The 22390-nt window shown below is 38.4% G+C and carries 22 protein-coding genes; 2 read left to right on the forward strand and 20 right to left on the reverse strand.

Annotated features, from left to right (window positions below; translation table 11 throughout):
* Nucleotides 1-111: 111 nt before the first annotated feature.
* Both BLR86_RS00005 and BLR86_RS00010 read right to left on the reverse strand, forming a co-directional pair.
* Complete coding sequence (locus BLR86_RS00005) at nt 112-900, reverse strand: IclR family transcriptional regulator (protein ID WP_090757616.1); 789 nt, start codon at nt 898-900, stop codon at nt 112-114.
* A 26-nt stretch (nt 901-926) separates the two neighbouring features.
* Entirely contained in the window at nt 927-1712 is a 786-nt protein-coding gene (locus BLR86_RS00010) for an alpha/beta fold hydrolase (RefSeq protein ID WP_090757617.1), read from the reverse strand.
* Nucleotides 1713-1833: 121 nt separating this feature from the next.
* Between BLR86_RS00010 and BLR86_RS00015 the strand changes: the two genes are divergently transcribed.
* Complete coding sequence (locus tag BLR86_RS00015; RefSeq protein WP_090757618.1) at nt 1834-2610, forward strand: IclR family transcriptional regulator; 777 nt, start codon at nt 1834-1836, stop codon at nt 2608-2610.
* A gap of 83 nt (nt 2611-2693) precedes the next feature.
* On the opposite strand, the gene BLR86_RS00020 is transcribed toward BLR86_RS00015, so the two are convergent.
* The 17 genes from BLR86_RS00020 to BLR86_RS00100 all read right to left on the reverse strand — a co-directional run bounded on the left by BLR86_RS00020 (nt 2694) and on the right by BLR86_RS00100 (nt 19495).
* On the reverse strand, nt 2694-3449 hold the full coding sequence (locus BLR86_RS00020) for an ABC transporter permease (protein WP_090757619.1): 756 nt from the start codon (nt 3447-3449) through the stop codon (nt 2694-2696).
* 8 nt (nt 3450-3457) lie between these two features.
* Nucleotides 3458-4222, reverse strand: coding sequence for an ABC transporter permease (locus BLR86_RS00025; protein ID WP_090757620.1), 765 nt, complete (start codon nt 4220-4222; stop codon nt 3458-3460).
* Nucleotides 4215-5024: an ABC transporter ATP-binding protein gene (locus tag BLR86_RS00030; RefSeq protein WP_090757621.1), complete on the reverse strand. Its 810-nt coding sequence runs from the start codon at nt 5022-5024 to the stop codon at nt 4215-4217. The genes BLR86_RS00025 and BLR86_RS00030 overlap by 8 nt, the downstream gene beginning before the upstream one ends.
* Before the next feature lie 51 nt (nt 5025-5075).
* Nucleotides 5076-6092, reverse strand: a complete 1017-nt coding sequence (locus tag BLR86_RS00035; RefSeq protein WP_090757622.1) for an ABC transporter substrate-binding protein — start codon at nt 6090-6092, stop codon at nt 5076-5078.
* Between the two features lie 275 nt (nt 6093-6367).
* Nucleotides 6368-7075 (reverse strand): GntR family transcriptional regulator, encoded by a 708-nt coding sequence (locus BLR86_RS00040; RefSeq protein WP_090757623.1) that lies wholly within the window; start codon nt 7073-7075, stop codon nt 6368-6370.
* Nucleotides 7076-7118: 43 nt separating this feature from the next.
* Nucleotides 7119-7829 carry an ABC transporter ATP-binding protein gene (locus BLR86_RS00045; protein ID WP_090757624.1) on the reverse strand — a complete coding sequence of 237 codons (711 nt, stop codon included), beginning with the start codon at nt 7827-7829 and terminating at the stop codon, nt 7119-7121.
* Entirely contained in the window at nt 7822-8568 is a 747-nt protein-coding gene (locus tag BLR86_RS00050) for an ABC transporter ATP-binding protein (protein ID WP_254782208.1), read from the reverse strand. Before BLR86_RS00050 ends, BLR86_RS00045 begins: the two co-directional genes overlap by 8 nt.
* On the reverse strand, nt 8546-9541 hold the full coding sequence (locus tag BLR86_RS00055) for a branched-chain amino acid ABC transporter permease (protein WP_090757626.1): 996 nt from the start codon (nt 9539-9541) through the stop codon (nt 8546-8548). The genes BLR86_RS00050 and BLR86_RS00055 overlap by 23 nt, the downstream gene beginning before the upstream one ends.
* A complete protein-coding gene (locus BLR86_RS00060; protein WP_090757627.1) occupies nt 9538-10398 on the reverse strand; it encodes a branched-chain amino acid ABC transporter permease in 861 nt (286 codons plus the stop codon). Before BLR86_RS00060 ends, BLR86_RS00055 begins: the two co-directional genes overlap by 4 nt.
* A gap of 127 nt (nt 10399-10525) precedes the next feature.
* Nucleotides 10526-11776: an ABC transporter substrate-binding protein gene (locus BLR86_RS00065; RefSeq protein ID WP_090757628.1), complete on the reverse strand. Its 1251-nt coding sequence runs from the start codon at nt 11774-11776 to the stop codon at nt 10526-10528.
* Nucleotides 11777-11876: 100 nt separating this feature from the next.
* The gene (locus tag BLR86_RS00070; RefSeq protein WP_175492736.1) at nt 11877-14255 is read right to left on the reverse strand and encodes a xanthine dehydrogenase family protein molybdopterin-binding subunit; all 2379 of its coding nucleotides are present in this window, start codon (nt 14253-14255) and stop codon (nt 11877-11879) included.
* Nucleotides 14256-14280: 25 nt separating this feature from the next.
* On the reverse strand, nt 14281-14793 hold the full coding sequence (locus BLR86_RS00075) for a (2Fe-2S)-binding protein (RefSeq protein WP_090757630.1): 513 nt from the start codon (nt 14791-14793) through the stop codon (nt 14281-14283).
* The gene (locus BLR86_RS00080; RefSeq protein WP_090757631.1) at nt 14783-15673 is read right to left on the reverse strand and encodes an FAD binding domain-containing protein; all 891 of its coding nucleotides are present in this window, start codon (nt 15671-15673) and stop codon (nt 14783-14785) included. Before BLR86_RS00080 ends, BLR86_RS00075 begins: the two co-directional genes overlap by 11 nt.
* Before the next feature lie 14 nt (nt 15674-15687).
* Nucleotides 15688-16131 carry an SRPBCC family protein gene (locus tag BLR86_RS00085; protein ID WP_090757632.1) on the reverse strand — a complete coding sequence of 148 codons (444 nt, stop codon included), beginning with the start codon at nt 16129-16131 and terminating at the stop codon, nt 15688-15690.
* A 345-nt stretch (nt 16132-16476) separates the two neighbouring features.
* Nucleotides 16477-17082 carry a nucleotidyltransferase family protein gene (locus BLR86_RS00090; RefSeq protein WP_090757633.1) on the reverse strand — a complete coding sequence of 202 codons (606 nt, stop codon included), beginning with the start codon at nt 17080-17082 and terminating at the stop codon, nt 16477-16479.
* A complete protein-coding gene (locus BLR86_RS00095) occupies nt 17075-18127 on the reverse strand; it encodes an XdhC family protein (RefSeq protein WP_090757634.1) in 1053 nt (350 codons plus the stop codon). Before BLR86_RS00095 ends, BLR86_RS00090 begins: the two co-directional genes overlap by 8 nt.
* 444 nt (nt 18128-18571) lie before the next feature.
* Nucleotides 18572-19495, reverse strand: a complete 924-nt coding sequence (locus BLR86_RS00100; RefSeq protein ID WP_090757635.1) for a LysR family transcriptional regulator — start codon at nt 19493-19495, stop codon at nt 18572-18574.
* Nucleotides 19496-19710: 215 nt separating this feature from the next.
* On the opposite strand from BLR86_RS00100, the gene BLR86_RS00105 reads away from it, so the two are divergent.
* Entirely contained in the window at nt 19711-20865 is a 1155-nt protein-coding gene (locus BLR86_RS00105; RefSeq protein ID WP_175492737.1) for an acyl-CoA dehydrogenase family protein, read from the forward strand.
* A gap of 102 nt (nt 20866-20967) precedes the next feature.
* Here BLR86_RS00105 and BLR86_RS00110 read toward each other — a convergent pair whose 3' ends face one another.
* Nucleotides 20968-22329, reverse strand: a complete 1362-nt coding sequence (locus BLR86_RS00110) for an aspartate kinase (protein ID WP_090758200.1) — start codon at nt 22327-22329, stop codon at nt 20968-20970.
* Between the last annotated feature and the right edge of the window lie 61 nt (nt 22330-22390).

The following is a 22390-nucleotide window of genomic DNA, read 5'->3' on the forward strand; positions in this document are numbered from 1 at the left end:
ACACGAAAAAAGATTAGGGAATGTTCAAAAACATCCCTAATCTTTTTAATTTTTATTGCGGTAAATTTAGATTGCCTATATTTTCAGCAGTCTCCTATTTGCAAGCCTTTTCTACTTATACAATTGATATCCCATATAGCTAGACAGTTTGGCTGATGTCTCCAATGCTTTGGGCAGTGCTACTTTCTCGATAAACTCATCTTGAAACGTCTTTTCAGTACCAACTACATTAACGGCAGCTAAAACCTTGCCACTGCGATCGAAAATGGGTGCAGCGACAGAGTGGATGCCTAACGTTAACTCCCCTCTTGAAATGGCATAACCACTATAACGAATTCCTTCTAATTCTTGCTGTAAATCTAGTAAATCTGTTTGCGTTCTTTGTGTATATGGTTTTAAATGAGAACCATATAATACCATATTTAATTGTTCCTTCGACTGGTAGGCAAGCTGCACTTTTCCATTCGCTGTCGCATGTGCTGGTAGTCTAAGTCCAATATTGACATTGATGGCAGATATCCCTCTTACCGGGGCACTGCCCACATAAACCACTTCGTGCCCATCTAATATCGATAGATGACAGGATGCTCCGGTTTCATCTCTTAGGTTTTCAATATAAGGCTGGGCAATTTCAGGCAGTTTTAAACTACTTAAATACGAAAATCCGATTTCCAATACCTTGGGTGTTAAACTATATCTCTTGGTTGCTTCATCTTGACTTAAGTATCCAAGCGATTGCAGGGTATATAATAATCTGAATGGTACTGTACGGCTAACATCTAGCTCTTTTGCAATCTCGACCAATGATAATGTTGATCGTTCTTCACCAAATAACTTGAGAATCTCTAGTCCTCTTACTAATGCATTGGCATTATAACGTTCTTTATCATCCTTTGTCATCGTTCATTCACCTCCTCCAGTTAGCTCTAACTAAGAAAATTCAATACAATCCCGTTAAAGCTGTTAGGGTCTTCCTGATAACATAAATGACCTGTTCCTGGTATGATCACTAACTCCGAATTTCTTATCTCATTATGTAAAATCTTAGATTCACCTACTGGCGTTACCTTATCCAACTCCCCACATATAACCAATGTCGGGACCGTAATTGAAGATAACAAATTCATTTGGTTTAAATTAAATAATGAATAGGCCACTGAGCGATATCCCATCGGTCTTACCTGAGCCATGATTCTTTCCGCTTCTTTTTTAACTTCAGGGTCAGCTTTTGGGGAGAGCAGCTCCTTCACTCTTTGAGTGGCGATTTCCCTTGGTTCTAAAGTATCGATATTCGTGAGTCGCGCCATTAATTTCTTTTTATTGTCGACTTCACTTAAAGCTGCAGCCCCTCGTGTCGGATCAGATATGATTAAGCGATCAACCATTTCGGGGAAGCGATAACAAAAATCTAATGCAATGGCAGAACCCATTGAATGTCCCAAGAGAGTAACAGAATGATAGTTTAATTTTTCAATAAAGCCTTTTAAAATATCAGCAAACTGACTAAAATCAGTGAATTCCTCTTTAGGATCTGAACTTTTTCCATAACCAGGTGCATCCCAAGCAATAACGGTATAACTTTCACTTAAACCTGCTAATTGTTTCTTCCATGATTGAGAATTATTCCCCATACCATGGAGGATAATGATAGGCTTACCACTTCCTTCTATTTCATAATGAATCGATAAATCTTGAACAGTTATAAAAGCCATTTTCACCCTCCTTAATTTTTTTAAAAACACAGAAAAATGTTGTATAATAGAAACGAATTGTGTAATGAATTAGTTCATCCATATGCTTCAACCACCAGGTTTACTAGGAGTGATATCATATATGTCAGAAGAAAAAAACGATCGATACTTATCTAATTCCTTGGTTAGAGGGTTAGAAATACTTAAAATGTTCACTGGGGAAATGCCAACATTATCATTATCAGAAATAGCTAATAAACTTAATGTTAGCCGGACTACACCTTACAGAATCTTGTTTACCCTTCAATCCTTAGGTTATATCCGTCAGGATGAGCTATCAAAACGATATGAACTGACTCCCAAAGTACTTGAACTTGGTTTTACTTATTTAAATACGATGCCTTTCTTAGATCTCGCCCGCCCATACTTAGAGGATCTGAGAGATGAGACAGGTTTATCTACTCATATTGGCATTCTCGAAGGAAATGAAGTGACGTATATTGCTAGAGTCCCTGGAAAAGGTGTTACAACCGTCAATGTAACCGTTGGCTCGAGACTTCCTGCCCATGCTACGGCATTGGGAAAAGTATTACTTGCTTTTCAAAAAGAAGAAACCTTAACCAAAATGTTCACTGGAAAAGAGCTAAAATCTTATACAGGCAAGACCAAAACACAATTACTAGCATTAGAAAAAGAATTAAAAGAAATAAAAGAAAAAGGCTTTTCTACTAGCAATGAAGAATTTGAAAACGGAATATATTCCGTTGCTGCTCCCATATTAAATCGGCAGGGTCATATTACGGCTGCCATTAATATCGTTGCCCCAGTGTCAGTCTGCAAGGGAGACTTCATCGAAGAAACAGTAATTCCTGCCTTGCTGAAGCAAGCACAACAACTTTCTAGCTTTTCTGGTTACTAGGTATAGAAATAACCGTGGATATCGATATTCATTTCAAAAAGAGGAATGAGCATGGATATCCTTTTTACATTTCCTTCATTATATTAATGCCAAAATACAAATTTCTTTTGAATAACATCAAGAATGATACTCATTAAATAGCCAACAATTGCAATCAGCAAAACAGTCGCCAATACATTTACCTGAACAAGTGATGATGACATAAAACTTAATAAATATCCCATTCCCTCAGTAGAACTTATCATTTCTGTTAGGATGGAAATAATCAAGGCAAGAGGAAGAGCAATTCTTAAGCCTGTAAAAATAGCTGGGGCTGTTGCAGGCAATAATACCTTCCAAAACATTTTATAATGATTGGCTCCCATATTTTGTGAAGCCCATAAATAAATATGATTTACCCGTAATGCACCGTAGTAGGTATTAATAATAATTGGGAATAGGCACTCTAATACAATTAAGAATATTTTCGAGCCTGAGCCAATTCCGAGCATAAATACTAGGATTGGATAGAGCGCAACCCTTGGAATCGGATACCCAATTGATAACATCGGCTGCATTAATTTGTTCATTAGATTAAACCGGCTCATCATGATTCCTAGTGGAACCCCAATGATCGCTGAAATAGTAAATCCACTTAACACTCGTACCATCGTGACCGATAAGTTATCCCAGAGCATAGATGACAAGGCTAAATCGTAAGCAACACCGAACACCACAAACATGGATGGAAATAGCCTTTCTGGCATAATTCCCAGTGCTGCTACCACTTCCCATAAGATCAGCAATATAAAAATAGATTGATAGTCTAACACTTTATTCCAAATCCTTTTGAACATCATTTCACCTCTTATACTTTATTAACATCCCACCATAATACTCTGCTTCGAATCATAAGCAATAATTTATCAAAGATAAATCCTAGGAGTCCGATGAAAGCGACACCTGCAAACATATAGTCGGTTCTTCCTCCGAGATCTGCATTTAGAATCAAGAAGCCAAGTCCGAATCCATTGGCCGCACCGATAATTTCAGATGAAAACATCATGACAAAGGTCAATCCTAATGAAACTCTTAAACCATCAAATATTTTTGGCAGGGTAACAGGAAACACAATTTTCGTTAATAATTGGAAAGCATTTGCCCCCATATTTTGTCCTGACCACAGGAAAACTTGTTTAACCGAATGTACTCCATCTCTCGTAGCAACAAAACATGGAAAAAAGGCAGTTAAAAAGATAATTAATATTCTGGTAGTATCGCTTATTCCAAACCAAACCATTAAAATCGGCAGTAACGCAATTTTGGGTATCGGGTTAAGCGTGTTTACAATTGGATTAAAGAAGGTTCCCACTCTTCGATAGTATCCTGCTAAGATTCCAAACGTAATACCCACTATGACAACCAATAAAAAGCCCATTAATGATCGAAAAAGACTTGAACCGATATGATTAACCAGATCTCCCTCTATCCAAAGTTCGCCCATTGATTTTATAATTGCCAGTGGACTAGAAAGATACGTTGGAAACCATGAAAAGGCAGCAAGGATTTCCCACGTAAAAAAAATAGCTAGTAACTCAAATACTGCAATCATGCGAATAAGTTTTTTATCCATTGACTACCTCCGAGATCAATTCTATTGGCTTCTTATGCTCTTGATGAAGAAGATCCCAAATTTGATTTCGATAATCTCTAAATTCAGAAGATTTATAGAGATTTAAATCCCTAGGTCTCGGGAATTTAATATCAATAACCTCTGAAATGACTGCTGGTCTACCGGAAAAAACAACAACGGTATCACTTAAGAAAACCGCCTCTTCGATATCATGCGTAACAAACAATACACTCTTTTGAGATTCGCTCCAAATCCGCAGCAATTCGACCTGCATTTCTTCCCTTGTTTGCGCATCCAATGCTCCAAATGGCTCATCCATCAACAACACTTGCGGATCAAAGGCTAGAATTCGAGCTAAGGAAACCCTTTGCCTCATCCCGCCTGATAGCTGCGAAGGCAATTGATTTCTGAATTCCCATAAACGGACCAATTTCAAATACTTTTCAACAATTTCATTTCTTTCCTTCTTCGGTGCTCCTTGAATATCTAATCCCCAAGCTACATTATCAAAAACATTCAGCCATGGAAAAAGTGCAGATTCCTGAAACATCATTCCCCTGTCAGGGCCTGGCTTTTCAACTTCTTTACCTCTTACTTTGACTTTCCCAGAGGTCTTGTCAATAAAGCCGCCAACAATGTGTAAAAAAGTACTTTTCCCACAGCCGCTTGGGCCGACAATACTCACAAATTTCCCTTCAGGAATCCTCAAACTTACATCTTTTATCGCAACCACTTCTTCTTTTTTAGTAGAATAGACTTTTCTCAAATTCTCAATTTCCATTGCTGCGGTTTTAATGGTCATTTGTTCTCCTCCTATTTATAAATGCGAGGACAAGAAATGTCCCCGCACCCTTTATTTAGCTGGCAATAAAGATGTATCAATTAAATCTTTAAGATCGATTTCTTTCTCAATCCATTTATCTTTTAACATAAGCTCTTGTACCTTTTCCCAACCTTCCATGTTAATATAAGCCGAACGATTGTTATCGGTCATGTTAACATAGATTTCTGGGTCAGCTTGAACCTTTTTCGTTTTATCGATAATTTTCTGTCTAGCTTCTTTACCATTTCCATGGTAATACTTTACGATGCTTGCGTAATCAGCTAGGAAATCTTTTACAGCTTGCTTATTCTCCTTGATAAAATCCGGGTGCATAAACATAACGAGGAAGTCTTCATCGAATGGAACACCTGTTTTTGAGTTAAAGATGGTTTTAAACTCTCCACTGGCTTCCGCTGCGGCACCAAATGGCTGCGGGAACATCCCGACGTCAATTTTTTCAGATTTGACAGCCTCTGTCATTGCAGGAATTGGTGTAATCGCATATTTGACATCTTTGTCTGGATCTAATCCAGCTGTTCTCAATGCATTTCGAACCCACATATCTGTTGGTGATTTAAAATCAGAAAGTCCAATTGTTTTCCCCTTGAGGTCTTTAATATCGTTAATCTCTGAATCTTTTAATGTCATAAATGCTGAATTGAAGCCAACATTAGGTGTATCTTTTGATAAAACTGCAACAACTTTCATCTTGATCCCTTGTGAAGCAGATAGAATGGCAGCCCCTTGACCTAATGATCCAGCATTAATTTGATCCGCCTGATAAGCATTTAATCTATCAGCATTTGCTCTAAATTGAGAGAGGTTAATTTTATATGTTTTCCCTTGGTTAGGTGCTAATGATGGATCCGCTTCAAACAACCAAATTGGCTCTTCTGTAGCAAATCCGCCGCCAAAGTTAATTTCTACGACACCCGCTTCTTTCTTCTCAGATGTTCCAGAGGTTTTTTTAGATGATTTTTCCCCAGAACATGCTGCAAGCATAAAAGCTAGTGAGATCAGCACAAAAAATAGTAAAGATTTTTTCACAAACAACAACTCCTAATCTCTCTCAAATTTTTATTACCTCTTGACATCCCCTTATGAACCAATCCATTTTGTTACATTTTCAGATTTCACATTAAAATGAAAGACAAAAATATCACTATCAACCCCCTTTTATGTTTTATATACAAAAACAAGTTTTGTTATATGTACATTGTAATAACAGTTGAAAGCGTAGTCAACTTATTTATTTGAAAATATATAATTTTCAGTTAACCAAAAATAAAAAAAAGTCATCAGTTTCCTGAGACTTCTCAACTTTATAGATATTGCAAATATGTTGTGTGATGAATATAATTTTCATTTACATGCTTTTTAATGGTCCGAACGGCTTTCTCTTTATCCCTTTCACGAAATGCTTGAATTAGCTGGAGATGTTCATTTGTTCGTTCTTTATACCAACTAGAATCAATTGGGATAACATTCCCTTCACCTTGAATCGATAAAAATGAAATACGCATAGAAAGCCATAATGAATCAGTAAATTTACTAATAAAAAAATTTCCAGAATAAGAATAAATCATTTGATGAAATTCAATATTCAAATGAGTACCTCTAATAAAGTCATCATTTTTTAAGGTATTGATCATTTTCTCTGTGGACCATTCTAACTCCCTGATTCCATCTTCTGTTATTAATTCGCAAGCTTTTGAAACTGCATATGCTTCTAAAACTTCTCTAATTTCAAATTCCTGTTTTAACAATTCAAAGTTTATGGGGGCAATTTCCATCCCAATTCCTGGCTTTACCATCAAGAACCCTTCTTGCTCTAGCTTTCTTAAAGCTTCCCGTACAGGCGTACGACTACAATTACATTTACTAGCCAAATCATCTTCGGTCACACGATCTCCAGGCAGTAATTTCCCTTCTATAATGGCATTTTTCACAATATGAAAGATTGCCTCACGTAATGGTTTGGTAGAATAACGTTCTAATTCTTTCTCAAAGTGATAAAGCTGTTTCTCCATCTAGACTCTCCTTCAATAATTTCCCTATTCACCTACTACTTTATTATACTCCGAGGTATTTGTGAAGGATCTCATCACTATTTAATAAAACATCTGGAGTACCCTCCCAGACAATATGACCTTTATTCATGACCAATACACGATCAGCCACATCACAAGCAAGTTTTAAGTTTTGTTCGACAACTAGAATCGATAGTCCTGTTTTCTTTAAGTCTCTAATAATGTCTGTGATTTGGTCGATGATTACTGGGGCAAGTCCCTCTGATGGCTCATCCATTAGTAGTAACTGTGGATTGGTAATTAATGCCCTGCCTATGGCCAACATTTGCTGCTGTCCGCCAGACAATTCATTCCCCATATTTTGTTCCCGTAATTTTAACGCTGGAAACAACTCATATACTTCCTCGATACTCCAATATTTTAAGCCTTTTTCCTTATGTTTAATCGGACGGCTTGGCATTAACAGGTTTTCCCTTACCGTTAAAGAAGAAAAAACACGCCTTCCTTGCGGTACCAATGCCATATGCAATTTTGAGATTTTATTAGCTGGCAACCTTTCAATAGAATGGTCCTTAAAACGAATTTTACCTTTTTTCGATGGTGTTAATCCCGAGATGGTGTGAATGGTTGTGGTCTTTCCCGCACCATTTCGACCTAAAAGGGCTACACACTCCCCCTCTGTTATAGTGAAATTAACCCCTTGTAAAATATGACTATTACCATAATACGTGTGTACATCCTCTAAACTAAGCATGGTTTCGGGCACCTCCACCAAAGTAGATTTCTTGGATCATTTCATTTCCACGAACGTCTTCTGGTGTACCTGAAAGAATCGTTTCTCCGTGATGTAATACGGTAATTCGATCAGCTGTACTAAATACAACCTCCATATCATGTTCAATCATTAATAACGTAACAGAACGTGGAATTCTTTTGATTAATTCAGTGGTCCGGATGGTTTCAGAAGGCGACATTCCCGATGTAGGTTCATCTAGTAAAAGAATTTTTGGATTTGCACAAAGAGCTAACATAATTTCTAATACCCTCTGTTCACCATAGGACAAATTTTTAACTTTTACATTCCTTCTATCCTGCATTTCCCATTGAAGCAACATTTCTTCAGATTCCCTTCGAATATCAGCATACTCGGAAAGGCTTTTTAAGAATTTCATCTTATATGGTTTTTCTGATAGAATCGCTAAGTAGATATTTTCTCCAACTGTTAAATCAGTGAATAAATTATTCTTTTGAAAGGTCCTCGCCATTCCCAATTTAACACGCTCGTGTGAAGGTACTTCCTTAATCGATTTGCCTTCTAAAAAAACATCTCCAGACTCAAATTTAAGCGTTCCATATAGGCAATTGATAAAAGTGGTTTTCCCGGCACCATTTGGCCCGATAATGACATGCCGTTCTCCAGGTTGTAGTTCAATGGTTGCATCTTTTAAGACATGTATGGCTTTAAAGGATTTATTTAGCTTCTCCACTTTCATTAAGCTCAATGATTGTCCCCCCTTTTTGATCCACTAATAACTTTTTCTTTGGCATTAGTTTTTTTCCCATTAATTGAAGCAATTGTAAAATTCCACCGCGATTATATACTACAATAACGATAAAAAGTAGCCCCATTATCAGCGACCAACGATCGGTCATCGTACTCATATAGTTTTGAAGGAAAATAAACACACCTGCTCCGATTACTGGCCCAAACAGTGTTCCTAGTCCGCCAATGAAAACCATAATGAGGACAGTCGTCGCCATGTGAACACTAAATAAATCGGGACTTGCAAACTGCGTCTTAAAAATGTAAAGTCCACCAGCTAATCCAGCTAATCCTCCTGCAAATACATAGGCAATAATTTGGTACTTTTTGACGTTGTACCCGAGTGCTATCATTCTGCTTTCATTTTCCATGACACCTTTCAATCCTTTTCCGAGCGGTGAGTTCACAAATAGTCGAAGGATAAAATAGGTTAGGACAAAAAAGGCAGCGATTAAATAGAATAGACTTAATGGAGAACCAAGTTCAGTAAATCCAAGGTTTGGCTTAATCGATGTACCTAACCCATCTGCCCCTCCCCACAGGTCTGATTGTCGGAAAAAGAGAAACAGCATTTGTGTAAACGCCAAGGTAATCATTAAGAAAAAGATCCCTTTATTCCGAACAGCTATTAATCCAGTAAATAAAGCGAAAAGACATGAAATAATAATAGCAGCTGGCAATAGAATATAGATACTTGTCACGTGTTCACTTAACACGGCAACTGTATAAGCGCCAATTCCAAAGAATGCACTATGTCCAAGAGATTGTAATCCCCCATATCCCATAATCAAACCCAGGCTTAGAGCAAAAATGGCCATGATTAATACTTCAGTTAACATAAATAACACAAATGGTGTGATGACAAATGGCAGTGCACAAACACTTACAGCAAGTAACAATGTGGCGATAATTGATTTTTTCATGATTCCACCCTTCCAAATAACCCTGTTGGCTTAAAGATTAACACGATGACCATCACTACAAAAATCAATAGAACAGACATATCAGGGAGATAAATTTTGCCGAAAGAATCAATAATACCTATCAGGACAGCACCAATGAAAGCGCCTTTCCAGTTTCCAAGGCCACCAATTAAGACGATGACAAGTGAATTCACTAATATTTCAAATTCCATTTTTGGATACATTCCTAAAATAGGGCCACTTAAAACACCGCCAATCGCAGCAAGAGCAGCACCAAACAAAAATACGGCTGAAAAGATTAGTTTAATATTGAACCCTAAAGCACCTACCATTTCCATATCATCAACACCGGCTCGAACAATCATTCCCACCTTTGTTTTTGTTTCAAAGTACCAGAGGAGGACCGCACAAATAATACCAATGGAGATAACAAATATTCGGTAGATTGGAAAACTGCTTTCACCAATCGCAAAAGAGAAATCCATCGAGGCCGGTACTGGTATAGAGAAGAAGTCTCCGCCCCAAATCCAAAGAGTAATATCACCGATAACAAAGATAAGTCCTAAAGTTAATAGAACTTGTGAAGCTTCATTACCATGAAATCGGGAAATGAGGAATTTTTCAATCAGCAACGCTAAAATGGTCACACTAATTGTAGATAGAAGCAAGGCCAGCCAGAAGTTCATCCCCCTGCTGATCATGGCATAGGCCACATAGGAACCAAAAAGAAAAAAGGAACCATGAGCGAGGTTAATGATTCTCATTAATCCAAAGACGATTGATAGACCACTAGCCATTAAGAATAGCAGCATACCATAGGTTAATCCCGATAATAAATTGACTGTAAAAAGATCCATGGATTCATCTCCTTGGTTGATGAATTTTTAAAAGATGCTGACCCTAGAAGGATTGGACTCCAACAAACTATACAAGTTTTGTATGGTGGAGTCTGACTCCTTTTGAGCCAGCCTTTTAAGAAACGATTTAGTATTTTTTATAGCCTACGTTTTCTTTCGGCATTTCGATATTTTCGTAGGTTTTAATTAATTCAAATGAAATTTCACTGTTTGCTTCCTTACCTTCGATAACATACATATTTTGATTTAATGTGTGTGTGTCTGGATTCATTTCGATTGGACCACGCGGACTATCTAAAGTAAGTCCTTTTTTCAGAACGCTAACGACCTTTTCACCATTTAAGCTGCCAGCTTCTCCAACAACTTGAGCAATTAAATTACCAGTATCATAGCCATTCACTACATAGTTATCTGGAATTTTATTAAATTTAGCTTGGTAGGCCTTCACAAATTTTTCGTTGACTTCATTTTTAAGTTCAGGGAAGTAGTTTGTGATCATCTTGCCACCAACAACAGCATTACCAACAGCTTTAACATTAAATGGTGCGTTCAACAATGATCCGCCTTCAACAAGTGTATATTTATCCTGTAATCCAAATTCCTGATACTGCTTAACAAGACGTGAACCATCTGCACCTGGTATAAACATAAAGACTGCCTCTGGTTTTGCATTATCAATTTGCGTTAAATAGGAAGAAAAGTCACTTGTACCTAGCGGTGCCCAGATAATCTCTTTTACCTTGCCACCGCCTTCTTCAAAGCTAGGAATAAAATCAGTAACAATCTCATGTCCTGCCACATAATCAGAAGCAATAATCACAGCATTTTTCCCTACTGCTTCAGCAGTAAACTTTCCAGAAATAGACGCATATTGCCATGCAGAGAAACTTGTTCTCCACGCATAATCACTCTTTTTTTCCCAAGACAGAACGTCAGTAGAACCTACCACGTTGATTAATGGAACCTTTTTATCCGTATCAACTTTGTCTCTTAAAGCTAATGCAATACTTCCAACCGTACCTCCACCGACAATATGAACCCCTTGATTTAGCGTTAATTGCTCATATTTACGAAGAGCTGCCTGTGGATCACCTGCATCATCTTCAAAAAATAATTCAATCTTACGTCCATCGATTTCCGGATTTTCTTCAAAATACAGTTCTATTCCTTCTTTAACTGGTGTACCCATTGAGGCAAAGTTCCCTGTGAGAGATAGAATAAATCCAAGCTTTACAGGATCCTTTGAATCCCCTTCACTCTCTTTACTACTATCATCGCTACCGCTGCTGCTATTAATTGCACTGCCGCTACATGCCGCTAAGAAAAGAAGACTAAAAACTGCTACGATTTGAAAAAATTTAACCACTGATTTTTTCATTTGCCATGCCCCCAAGTTTTTAATTTTTTTTATATGGCTGCACGTTTTTCTCTTTTCCTATGAGGCGGATCCTATGCAAATTACTTCCGATTGAACCACCTTAATTCGTTAAGATGGAGTTTTGTTCCTTTTCTGCTTCCTTAATTAAGCCGCGCAATCTGCTTGGGCTTACGGGCAATTGATTGATGATAATGTCTAGGTCTGACAAAGCGTCGACAATAGCATTGGCAATCGCTGCTGGCGGCGAGATTGCTCCGCCTTCGCCAACTCCTTTGATTCCTAATGGGTTTCTCGTCGAAAGATGTTCCTGATGGCCCTTCTTAACCGTTGGAATCTCCATAGAAGTTGGCAGCAAATAATCCATATACGAACCCGTTAATAATTGACCTTTCTCATCATAAATCACTTCTTCATATAGTGCAGATCCGATTCCCTGCGCAACTCCACCTTGAACTTGCCCATCCACTATCATCGGATTAATGACCGTGCCGCAATCATGAACCACACTATAATTCTGGAGTTTAACAAAACCAGTTTCTTTATCCACTTCTACCTCTGCAATGTGTACAGAGGAAGCAAAGGTAACAGTTGGTGGCACAAAATAATGAGTAACCTGTAAGCCTAGCTCAATTTCTGGCGGTAATGGCGGCCGCGCAGCAGGTCTAGCTCGTTTAAAGATATCTTGAAATGTGATAAAATGGACTCGATCTTCTTTGGCGAAGATTTTCCCTTCCTCGATTTCAATTTCATCCGATGTTATTCCAAGGATAACTCCTGCAATCGCAACAATTTTTTTGCGCAATTTCAAAGAGGCTTCATGCATGGCAGATCCGGCATTAACCGCACTCCGGCTGGCATATGTACCAGCGCCAAATGGTAAAACAGCAGTGTCGCCAACTTTAATCACAATATCATCAGGTGTTAAACCAAGTGCATCTGCCCCAATTTGGGCAAACACAGTTTCATGCCCTTGGCCTTGTGGAGAGGCACCTAAATGAGCAATCACTTTACCAGTTGAATCAACACTCAATAGTGCACCTTCAAATGGACCTGCACCTGTTCCTTCCACATAGGTAGAAATTCCGATACCGATGTTTTTACCTTCTATTTTTAGTTCCTTCTGACGTTGGCGGAAAGTTTGATAATCAACCATGTCCAGTGCTTGGTTTAATGCTGCTGGGTAATCGCCACTGTCATAAATAAGCCTTGCGCCATCTTTTACTAAAATCCCTTGATCATAAGGCATTTCATGCGCTTGAATCATGTTCTTTTTCATCACTTCAACTGGATCCAGCTTTAATTTCCTAGCAATCATATCAATGACCCGGTCCATTGTGAAAACAGCTTCAGGTCTACCTGCTCCTCTAAATGGAACATTCGGTGTTTTATTTGTTAATACAATTCTTGATGTGACTTCAAAGTTTGGTATTTTATAAGCACCACGTAAATGGTAGGCGGTGTTATAGGCACAAGTAAATCCAAAAAAGTTAACCGCACCCGAATCAACGATAAATTCATCACGGAGACTAAGGATTGTTCCATCATTGCGATAAGCAACAACTACATCATGAATTTGATCTCTTGATTGCCGTGCACTTGTTAAATGTTCAAGGCGGTCTTCCACCCATTTCACTGGACGACCTACTAGTTTGCTAATATAAGGGACGACAATTTCCTCTGGATGAACGCCGCCCTTAGGACCAAAGCCTCCACCAACATCTGGTGCTGTTACCCGAATATTTTGTTCTGTCCAGCCTAAACAATGAGCGATTGTCGCTCTTACTTCAAATGGCAATTGAGTAGCAGACCAGACATGAGTTTGCTCGGTACGATGATCATAATCTGCAATGACCCCTCTTGTTTCAATTGGGTTAGAGGATAGTCTTGGTGTCTGTACTCTTGTCATTAGAATATGATCTGCCTGTTGTTCAGCAAACCTAGTATCACCTAGGTTTAGATGGAATTCCATTTGGATGTTTTGTTCTACTTGTTCCTGTACAAGCGGGGAGCCATCCTTTATTGCTTCAAATGGGTCAACAATGGGTGATAGTGGCTCATAAACCACTTTAATCAAATCTGCTGCATCTTCCGCAATATAGCGATTATCAGCGACTACAACTGCAACAGGCTGCCCGACATACATAACTTTGTTAATGGCTAAAACGCTTTCATAGTTGAATTGAATTTTTGGATTGATTTCTTTCGCGACGTTTGGCGGTACGGCACTATGTGATTCAAATTGCGTAATCGGGTTAATTTTCCCTTTTATATCATCGCCGATGAGAATAACATGCACTCCAGGAAGTTCTTGTGCCTTTGAAATATCAATTTGGCGAATCTTTGCATGTGACTGTGGACTACGGACAAATGCAGCTTCAAGCATTCCAGCTAATTTAATATCGGCTACAAATTGACCTGTACCGGTAACTAAACGATAATCTTCCTTTCTTTTTAAACTTTGCCCTACATATTTTTTCATTTTCATGCCTCCCTCGGACACTACCTTATTGAGCAGAAATCACTGAACGATTTGTATTTTCACTTTGAAGTGTTATGGCTGCTTGTTGAACGGCCTTGATAATATTGGCATAACCTGTACAGCGGCATAAATTCCCTGAAATGGCTTCACGAATCTCCTTTTCCGAAGGATTTTGATTATCTTCCAGAAAATGAGTCAAGGTCATTAGAAAACCAGGTGTGCAAAAACCACATTGCAGCGCATGATGATCTGAAAATGACTGTTGAAGAACATTCAATGTGCCATCGACATTTTTGAGAGATTCAACGGTTTGAATTACAGAACCATCTGCTTGAACGGCAAACATTAAGCAGCCGCGAACAGGCTCATTATCTAGTAAAATCGTACATGCCCCACAAACACCGTGTTCACAACCCAGGTGAGTCCCTGTAAGATTACATTCATCACGTATAAAATCCGTCAGCAGTAATCTTGGTTCTACTTCTTTTTGAACTTCTTTTCCGTTAATGGTAATTCCAACTTGAACCTTATTGGACATTTTTTACTCCTCCCTTTGCACGTTCTACTGCAATTTTAAGTGCACGAACTGTAAGTGTGCCTGCAAGCTCGCGCCGAAATTCTGCCGTACCGTGGAGGTCTGATTCTGGGTCAACACAATCCTCTGTAAGAGTAGCTACTTGTTGCAATACCTCGCCTGTTAGTCTTTTGCCAATCAAATAGTGTTCAACTTCTTCCAAAGCTGTTGGAGTAGGATTAACACCGCCTACAGCGACTTTTACAGTTGATAAGCTTCCATCATCATTTAACTCAACAACAGCAGCTACCATAGCTAATCCAAAGTCGCCATGTCTTCTGGCTACCTCAACAAAAGCAGACCCACTTTCTTTGGAAATGATCGGGAATCGAACCTCTTTTACCATTTGATCTGGCTGCAAGGATGTAAGCATATAAGTGAGAAAAAATTCTTCAGGAACAAGTACCTCTTCGCTGCCATCCACATTTGCAATGACAATTTCTCCACGAAGTGCGGTAAGTACACATGGTAATTCTGCTGAAGGGTCCCCGTGGGCAATGCTGCCGCCGACTGTTCCTCGATTTCTAATTTGTGCATGCCCTACCCATTTGATTGCTTCTGATAATAATGGACATATTTCTTTAACAAGCTCTGAATGTTCAATGTCTTTGTGTTTTGTTAAGGCACCAACTGCTAAAAATTCATCATCTTGACGGATATAATTCAATTCTTTGATTCTACTAATATCAATTAAGTAAGCTGGAGTTGAAAGCCGCATGTTCATCGTGGGAATTAAGCTTTGACCACCAGATAAAATCTTAGAATCTTCACCGTATTCCTCTAGGTAATTGAATGCTTCTTGTAAATTCGTTGGTCTAAGGTAACTAAATACAGCTGGTTTCATTTACTCTCCCCCTATTAAGCTCTAGCAAGGAGCTGTTTTTTAACATCTTTAAAGAAATTGCCAGCTAGAAACTTTGCTATTCCACCAATGACTCGATTGCCAACGCTTGCAATTGTTCCGCCAATTTCAGCTTCACATGTCCAGACTACCTGGCACCCATCTTCTAAAGGTTCAATTTTACATTCAAGTGTTGCATCTACAAAACCAGGTTTTCCACTACCAGCAGCATAAAGCTTGTAATGAACAGGTTCTTCTACATCCTCAATTTTGACCTTTCCTGTATATTCTCCTTTAACAGATGCGACACCTAATTTGAGATTCACATCATATTCCACATCATCATTTAGAATGAGTGACTGACAGCCAGGGATGGCACTAATTAGAATTTCTTCCGTATGAAGTGCTTGCCAAATGGTTTCAACAGGCTCATTAAATTTTGCAGTACCACTGATATTCATACTGATTCACCTCAAATATTATTTTTAATTGCATACCTGTATACAATCAACAAGAAAGAAAAAAAGAAATAGAACAAAACATAATCATATTTCCTATCTAGCATACATGTATACATGTTACCACTGTTACGATAGTAACAATTTTCAGAATTCAAAGTCAATGTATTTTTACCATTTTTCTTATTTTTTGTTTTGAATGCAAAACAGCTTTTTATTTATTAATCATAATATATCTCATAAAATTGTCAATAACCTATCTCAATTTTCTGAAAAATAAACCCGAAACAAGCAAAAACCTGTTAATCCAAAAAACAAACATACTAGATTAACAGGACAGAATTCATGTCAATATGTGATTTTTTTGTAATAGTTTTCACCTGTTTGATAATCTTTGAGTGTATCAATATCCATACCCCAAAATGCATCCTCAAATGGTAGTAATCTTGTTTGATTTTTATATTTCTTTATAATTTCTTTCCCGCCTTGGTCACCCGTTATATTCTGAAATTCCTTAAATAAGCTTTTATCAATTAGAATAGGATGTCCTAAATCCCCTTGATAAACGGGACGTACGATTCGGATTCCATTTCTATACTGTTCAATCATGGATTGGATAACCAAATCTGGTACAAATGGCTGATCAGCTAAAAAAATGAATACAGCATCCGTCTCTTCCTTAAGATGTTGGATTCCCATTTTTAATGATGTAGACATACCTTCTTCATAATTTGGATTCCAAATATAGTCTACATTAAGTAAATCTGCTGCCTCTGTTTCGAATGTCTTACTATGCTGCCCACCTATTAAACATATAGGGTCCAGCTGATTCCTAATTGCTAGTTCAAGTGGATACCGAAACATTGGTTTACCTTTTAGAGGGAGCAAAAGTTTTGGTTGCCCCATTCGTTTTGATAATCCCGCTGCAAGGATAATTGCCCCTATTTTAGACATGAATCTTCACTTTTCCTTTTAGCGATTTCCCTTCACTGTTGGCTCTTACTGCCATCAATTCAGAAACAATGCTTATCGCTACCTCTTCCATCGTTTCTGCCCCAATATCCAGGCCAACTGGTGAATAAATATCTTCACATATGGATAAATCCTCACCTATATTTTCTATCATTTCTTGTGTTCTGGAAACAGGTCCTAATACACCAATGTATTTTGGGTTACTTTTTAAAGCAAGATGGAGAGCCTCTTCATCACGGCTTTGCAAATGATTCATAATCACCCACCATGCATCATTTACATTTTCAGGGTTAATATTTTCTGGAAGCTCGACAAGATGGTTAGCTGAAGGGAAAAAGCGCTCTTTATTAAATTCGCTTCGTGGATCTAGAACGGTTACAGCAAACCCAGCTTTTGCAGCCAATTCAACTACTGGAATCGCATCCTTTCCAGCGCCTGCAACAATTAACTTCTGTGCTGGACGGATGATATCAATTACAAACGTACGACCTTCCCATTTCAATACTTCAGCACGTTTTTGTGATTTTAGACTTTTTAGGGCTTTATCATACACGTTGGAAGGCAGGTACTCGCTGTCACCAATAACTTCCCCGTATTTTGTTACCAATGACTTTATTCCTGTTGGCACTTCCAAAACTAATGAAAATTCTACTTCTTCGCTAATAAGCTTGTCCGTGTACTCCCAAAATGGATCTTCTTTTTTTGCTGGCAGGATCAGAATTTCTAGTGAACCTTTACAGCCAATCCCTAAACTCCATATTTCGTTGTCACTTAAGTCATAGTTTTTTATAAATGGTGTACCACCCTGAATTGCCTTTTCGGCAAAACCATAAATATCGCCTTCTAAGCAGCCACCGCTGATTGTTCCCATCATTTCGGCATCCTCTGCCATCATCATTTTTGTTCCTGGCATCCTGTATGCTGAACCATTTACACCGATTAGCATCACCAATGCTGCTTTTTTTTCCTTTTTCCAAACAGATTTAATAGAATCCATGATCATACGAAATTCTTTTAATTGTGACATCAACAATCCTCCTCTTATTGGCTGGTACCTATTTCTATCCCAAAAATATTTTAAATAGGAAACAAGTGTTATATTTATTGTTATGTTATAATAATTTAGGAATATTATCAATAATCAGTTAATTTAAAATAAAAAAAGCAGTCTAAAAATATTTACTGGGTCTGTTTTGAGCTACTAACCAGCAAAAGTAAAATAAGCGGAGGTTTTCCGATAATGTGAAGCAAAATCTCCCATTTTCGAATTTTTTGAGTCAATAGGCGGAATCTCTCCGTCTATTTAAGCCTTTTTTAATACGAATTACCAATTAAGCGGAATTGTTCCGTCTATTTATTAGCTTGTGTTGAATAAACTGCCCCCATCTGATAAATGCGGACCTGGAATTTCCGTAGAAACCTTGATAAATAAAGAAAAGACGTAGCCTATTAATACCAATCTAAAAACCTATCAATCTTCGACAAATTTGGAGAAATGACTGGCACCGTTATTAAGAGCTAGGTTCACTTCTTGAATAAATAGAGGGATACACGGATTAGAAGATGAACTTTTCCATGCTGCGACAACATTTACACTGTTATTATCTCCTACAATATCAATGAATCTAAGACCTGGACTAGCGTAGGTTAGCAAATGTTTAGAGACGATCGAAATCCCTATCCCCGCTTCTACAATCATTAGTACTGCATCAATTCGCGAAGCGGAGCTCACGATATTAGGTGAGAAGCCTTTAGCAGCACACATAGCAAGGACATGCTCATACCCTTGGAGAGATTCTTCACGATTCAGCATCACAAACGATTCTCCAGCGAGCTTTTCAAGTAAAACTTCTTTTTCATTAGCTAGTGGGTGATCGTAAGGAACAACCACGCATTTCCGTTGCTCCCATAGCGTTTTGTATTCCACGCCAGCAATATTTTGAAGCCCGTGCGAAAGTGTGAATCCGATATCGATTTCATCGTTCTGAAGGGTTTTAATAATTTGTCCGGTATTGTAATAGACGAAGTTCATTTTTACTTTCGGGTATTTCTTCCTGAATGCCCTGACGACAACAGGTAATAACCTTCTGACAGACACACTTAGTAAACCGATATTGATCGTTCCTGCCAATCCTTCTTCAGCCTGACGGGCATTTTCAATTGAACGACCAAGTCTCTCCACAATTTCTCTTGCATCTTTAAGAAAAACCGTACCAGCATTAGTTAATTCTACGGAGTGCTTGTTGCGATTAAAGAGTTTTACACACATTGTTTTTTCGAGTGAAGCAATCTGCTGACTCACGGCAGGCTGTCCCACAAAAAGCTTTTGTGCTGCTTTTGTAAAGTTTAATTCTTCAGCTACCGCAATAAAGTAACGCAATTGTCGGATATCCATACCATTCTCCTTCTCGTTCTCCACGCTTAATAAATATATGATATCACAATTACCGCTCTCCTTTGGTAATTAGAAAACCTAATCACCGATATTATTTTTAAATATTTCAATAATTAAGTTAATTTATGTATCATCATAGTTAAACAAAAGTAAATATATACATAGGAGGACTATCCATGCAAAAAGTATTTCCCGAACTAAGCCGTGAGGAAGCAATGAAGAGAGTCGTTAGGTTAATTCCATCTATTCAATCACGTGCAAACCTAACTGAAAAAATTCGACGTCAACCAAAAGAAACCATTGAGGAATTCATTGAAGCCAAGTTGCTTCGCCTGTTGATGCCAAAGCGTTGGGGAGGGTATGAACTAGATATTGAAGCACTTCATGAAACAACAGCTAAAATTTCAAAAACCGACCCGTCTGCTGGATGGTGCTATGGATTGCTCGTTTTGCATTCATGGATGCTTGCCTATTATCCCGAAGAAGCACAACAGGAGGTTTGGGAGAAAAACCCGGATGCTTGTATCGCCTCTTCATTTGGTTCACTTCCGGGCAATGAAATCAAACAGGTTGAAGGAGGTTACACCGTTAGTGGTGAGTGGGGGTTTTCGTCGGGGATTAATCACAGTGACTGGATCATGATTTCTGTCGTTATGGGACCGGAGAGGGTTTATGATTCCCCACAATACATGATGATGCTCGTTCCAAAAAGTGATTTCACCATAATAGATACATGGGAAACGATTGCACAAAAGGGAACGGGAAGCAATAATATCCAGCTAACTGATGTATTTATACCTAATTACAGAACAATCGATATGGCAGTATGGTGTCAAACAGGAGTAGGGCCTGGTAGCACGATAAATAACATTCTATTATATCAGCATCCACTTTACGCTGTTATGCCTGTCTGTCTCACATCCTCCGTTTTAGGCGCAAGCCAGGGTGCTTATGACTTATGGAAAAACACAATGAAAAAGAAATCGACTGTCAGAGGGGCAAATGTATCAGAATACACACACCAACAAATCCGCATCGCAGAAGTGTCCGCAATGCTTGAAGCCGCTGAAGCTCTGTTGGAAAAATCATTAATGCGGCTCCGTACCGGAGAACCAATCGATACTTATGAAAGGCTGCGTCTACGCAAAAATTATGGATTTACCGCTAAATTGTGCAAAAATGCTATGCAAACGATGATCGATCATAGCGGAGCAGGAAGTATGTTTGAAAAAAATCCTCTACAGCGCTACTGGAGAGATGTGCAAGCCTCTTCAATGCATATTACGTTCAATATGGACTATCTCGGTGAAATGTTCGGCAAGGTTGAGCTGGGTCTGCCTTTAAGTCCAAAAGACACTTTGTTATCTTAAGGAATTTTTATAAACCTCTACTCCTGTAAAAAATATTTGAATTAACGCAGACATAAAGAAAAAAGCAGTCTAAGATAAATTTTTAGAACTGCTTTTTCCATGTTAGACGGTTACTGCTGCGTAAAACTCATCATATAAGGCCTGAACGGCTCTTTTTTCATCGACTTCTTTTACACCGAACATCATACTTACCTCTGATGAGCCTTGGTTAATCATTTCAATATTAACCTCTGCCTTCGCTAATGCTTTAGAGGCCCGGGCCATCGTTCCTACATTCCTGCGCATTCCTTCACCCACGACCATGATCAATGCGAGGCTATGCTCAAATCGTACTACATCAGCTTGTAGCTCTGACTCAATTCTCCAGGTTATTTCATTTTCCATATCTGGGTCCAATTGTGACTCTCTTAAAATGACAGAAACATCATCAATTCCTGAAGGTGTATGTTCATAGGAGAGGCCATATTCCTCTAATATACTTAAAAGTTTGCGACCAAAGCCAATTTCTCTATTCATTAAGTATTTGCTAACGTATATACTGCAGAAACCTTTATCACTGGCAATTCCCACAACCGGTCCATTGGTATTATCGCGCGTATAAACGATTCGAGTACCAGGAGCTGATGGGTTGTTTGTATTTTTAATTTGAACTGGAATTCCAGCACGGAAAGCAGGTACTAATGCTTCATCATGCAAAACAGAAAATCCTGCATAAGATAATTCCCGCATTTCCCGATAGGTTAATTCTTTTATTTCAGTTGGTTTATGAACAAGGTTTGGATTTACAGAAAATACTGCATCCACATCCGTAAAATTCTCATATAGTGTTGCTTTTATACCGTTGGCCAATATCGAACCCGTTATATCCGAGCCACTCCGTGAAAAGGTGAACACTTCACCTTGTTTGCTATAGCCAAAGAATCCTGGAAAAATAATGATTCCTGGAATTTCACGAAGGGAATATAAATTTTCATACGCTTCTGGTAACACCTGTGCATTACCCGGTTCATCACTGACAAACAATCCTGCTTCACGCGGATTTACATATGTTGCCTCAACACCCTGCTCCCTAAAGTAAGCAGCAACGAGTTTAGCATTATTATCCTCACCGCTAGCCTTCAGGAGATCCATAAAACGATCTGGTTTGCTTCTGTCCCCATTTAATCTTTCAGATAAATCGTGATGTATTTCACTAATTACCTCATTAGGGAGAGCTAACTCAGCTGCGATGGAGGAATATCTTGACATAACGGCGTCAAACTTTTGCTTTGGATTACTATCTTGCAAACACAACTCTGCGCACTCTATCAACAAGTCCGTTACCTTCTCATCTTCAGCAAACCGCTTCCCAGGAGCAGATACAACAACAACTTTCCGCTCTGGATCAGCCATTACAATCTGAAAAACCTTTTCGATTTGATTTCCAGATGCTAAAGAGGATCCACCAAACTTTACAACCTTCATCACTACATCACCTATCCCAAAAAGTATAATCTTAATTTTATCCATATTCAGAAAATAATCA

The organism is Bacillus sp. OK048, from assembly GCF_900103525.1.
Taxonomy (GTDB): domain Bacteria; phylum Bacillota; class Bacilli; order Bacillales; family Cytobacillaceae; genus Neobacillus.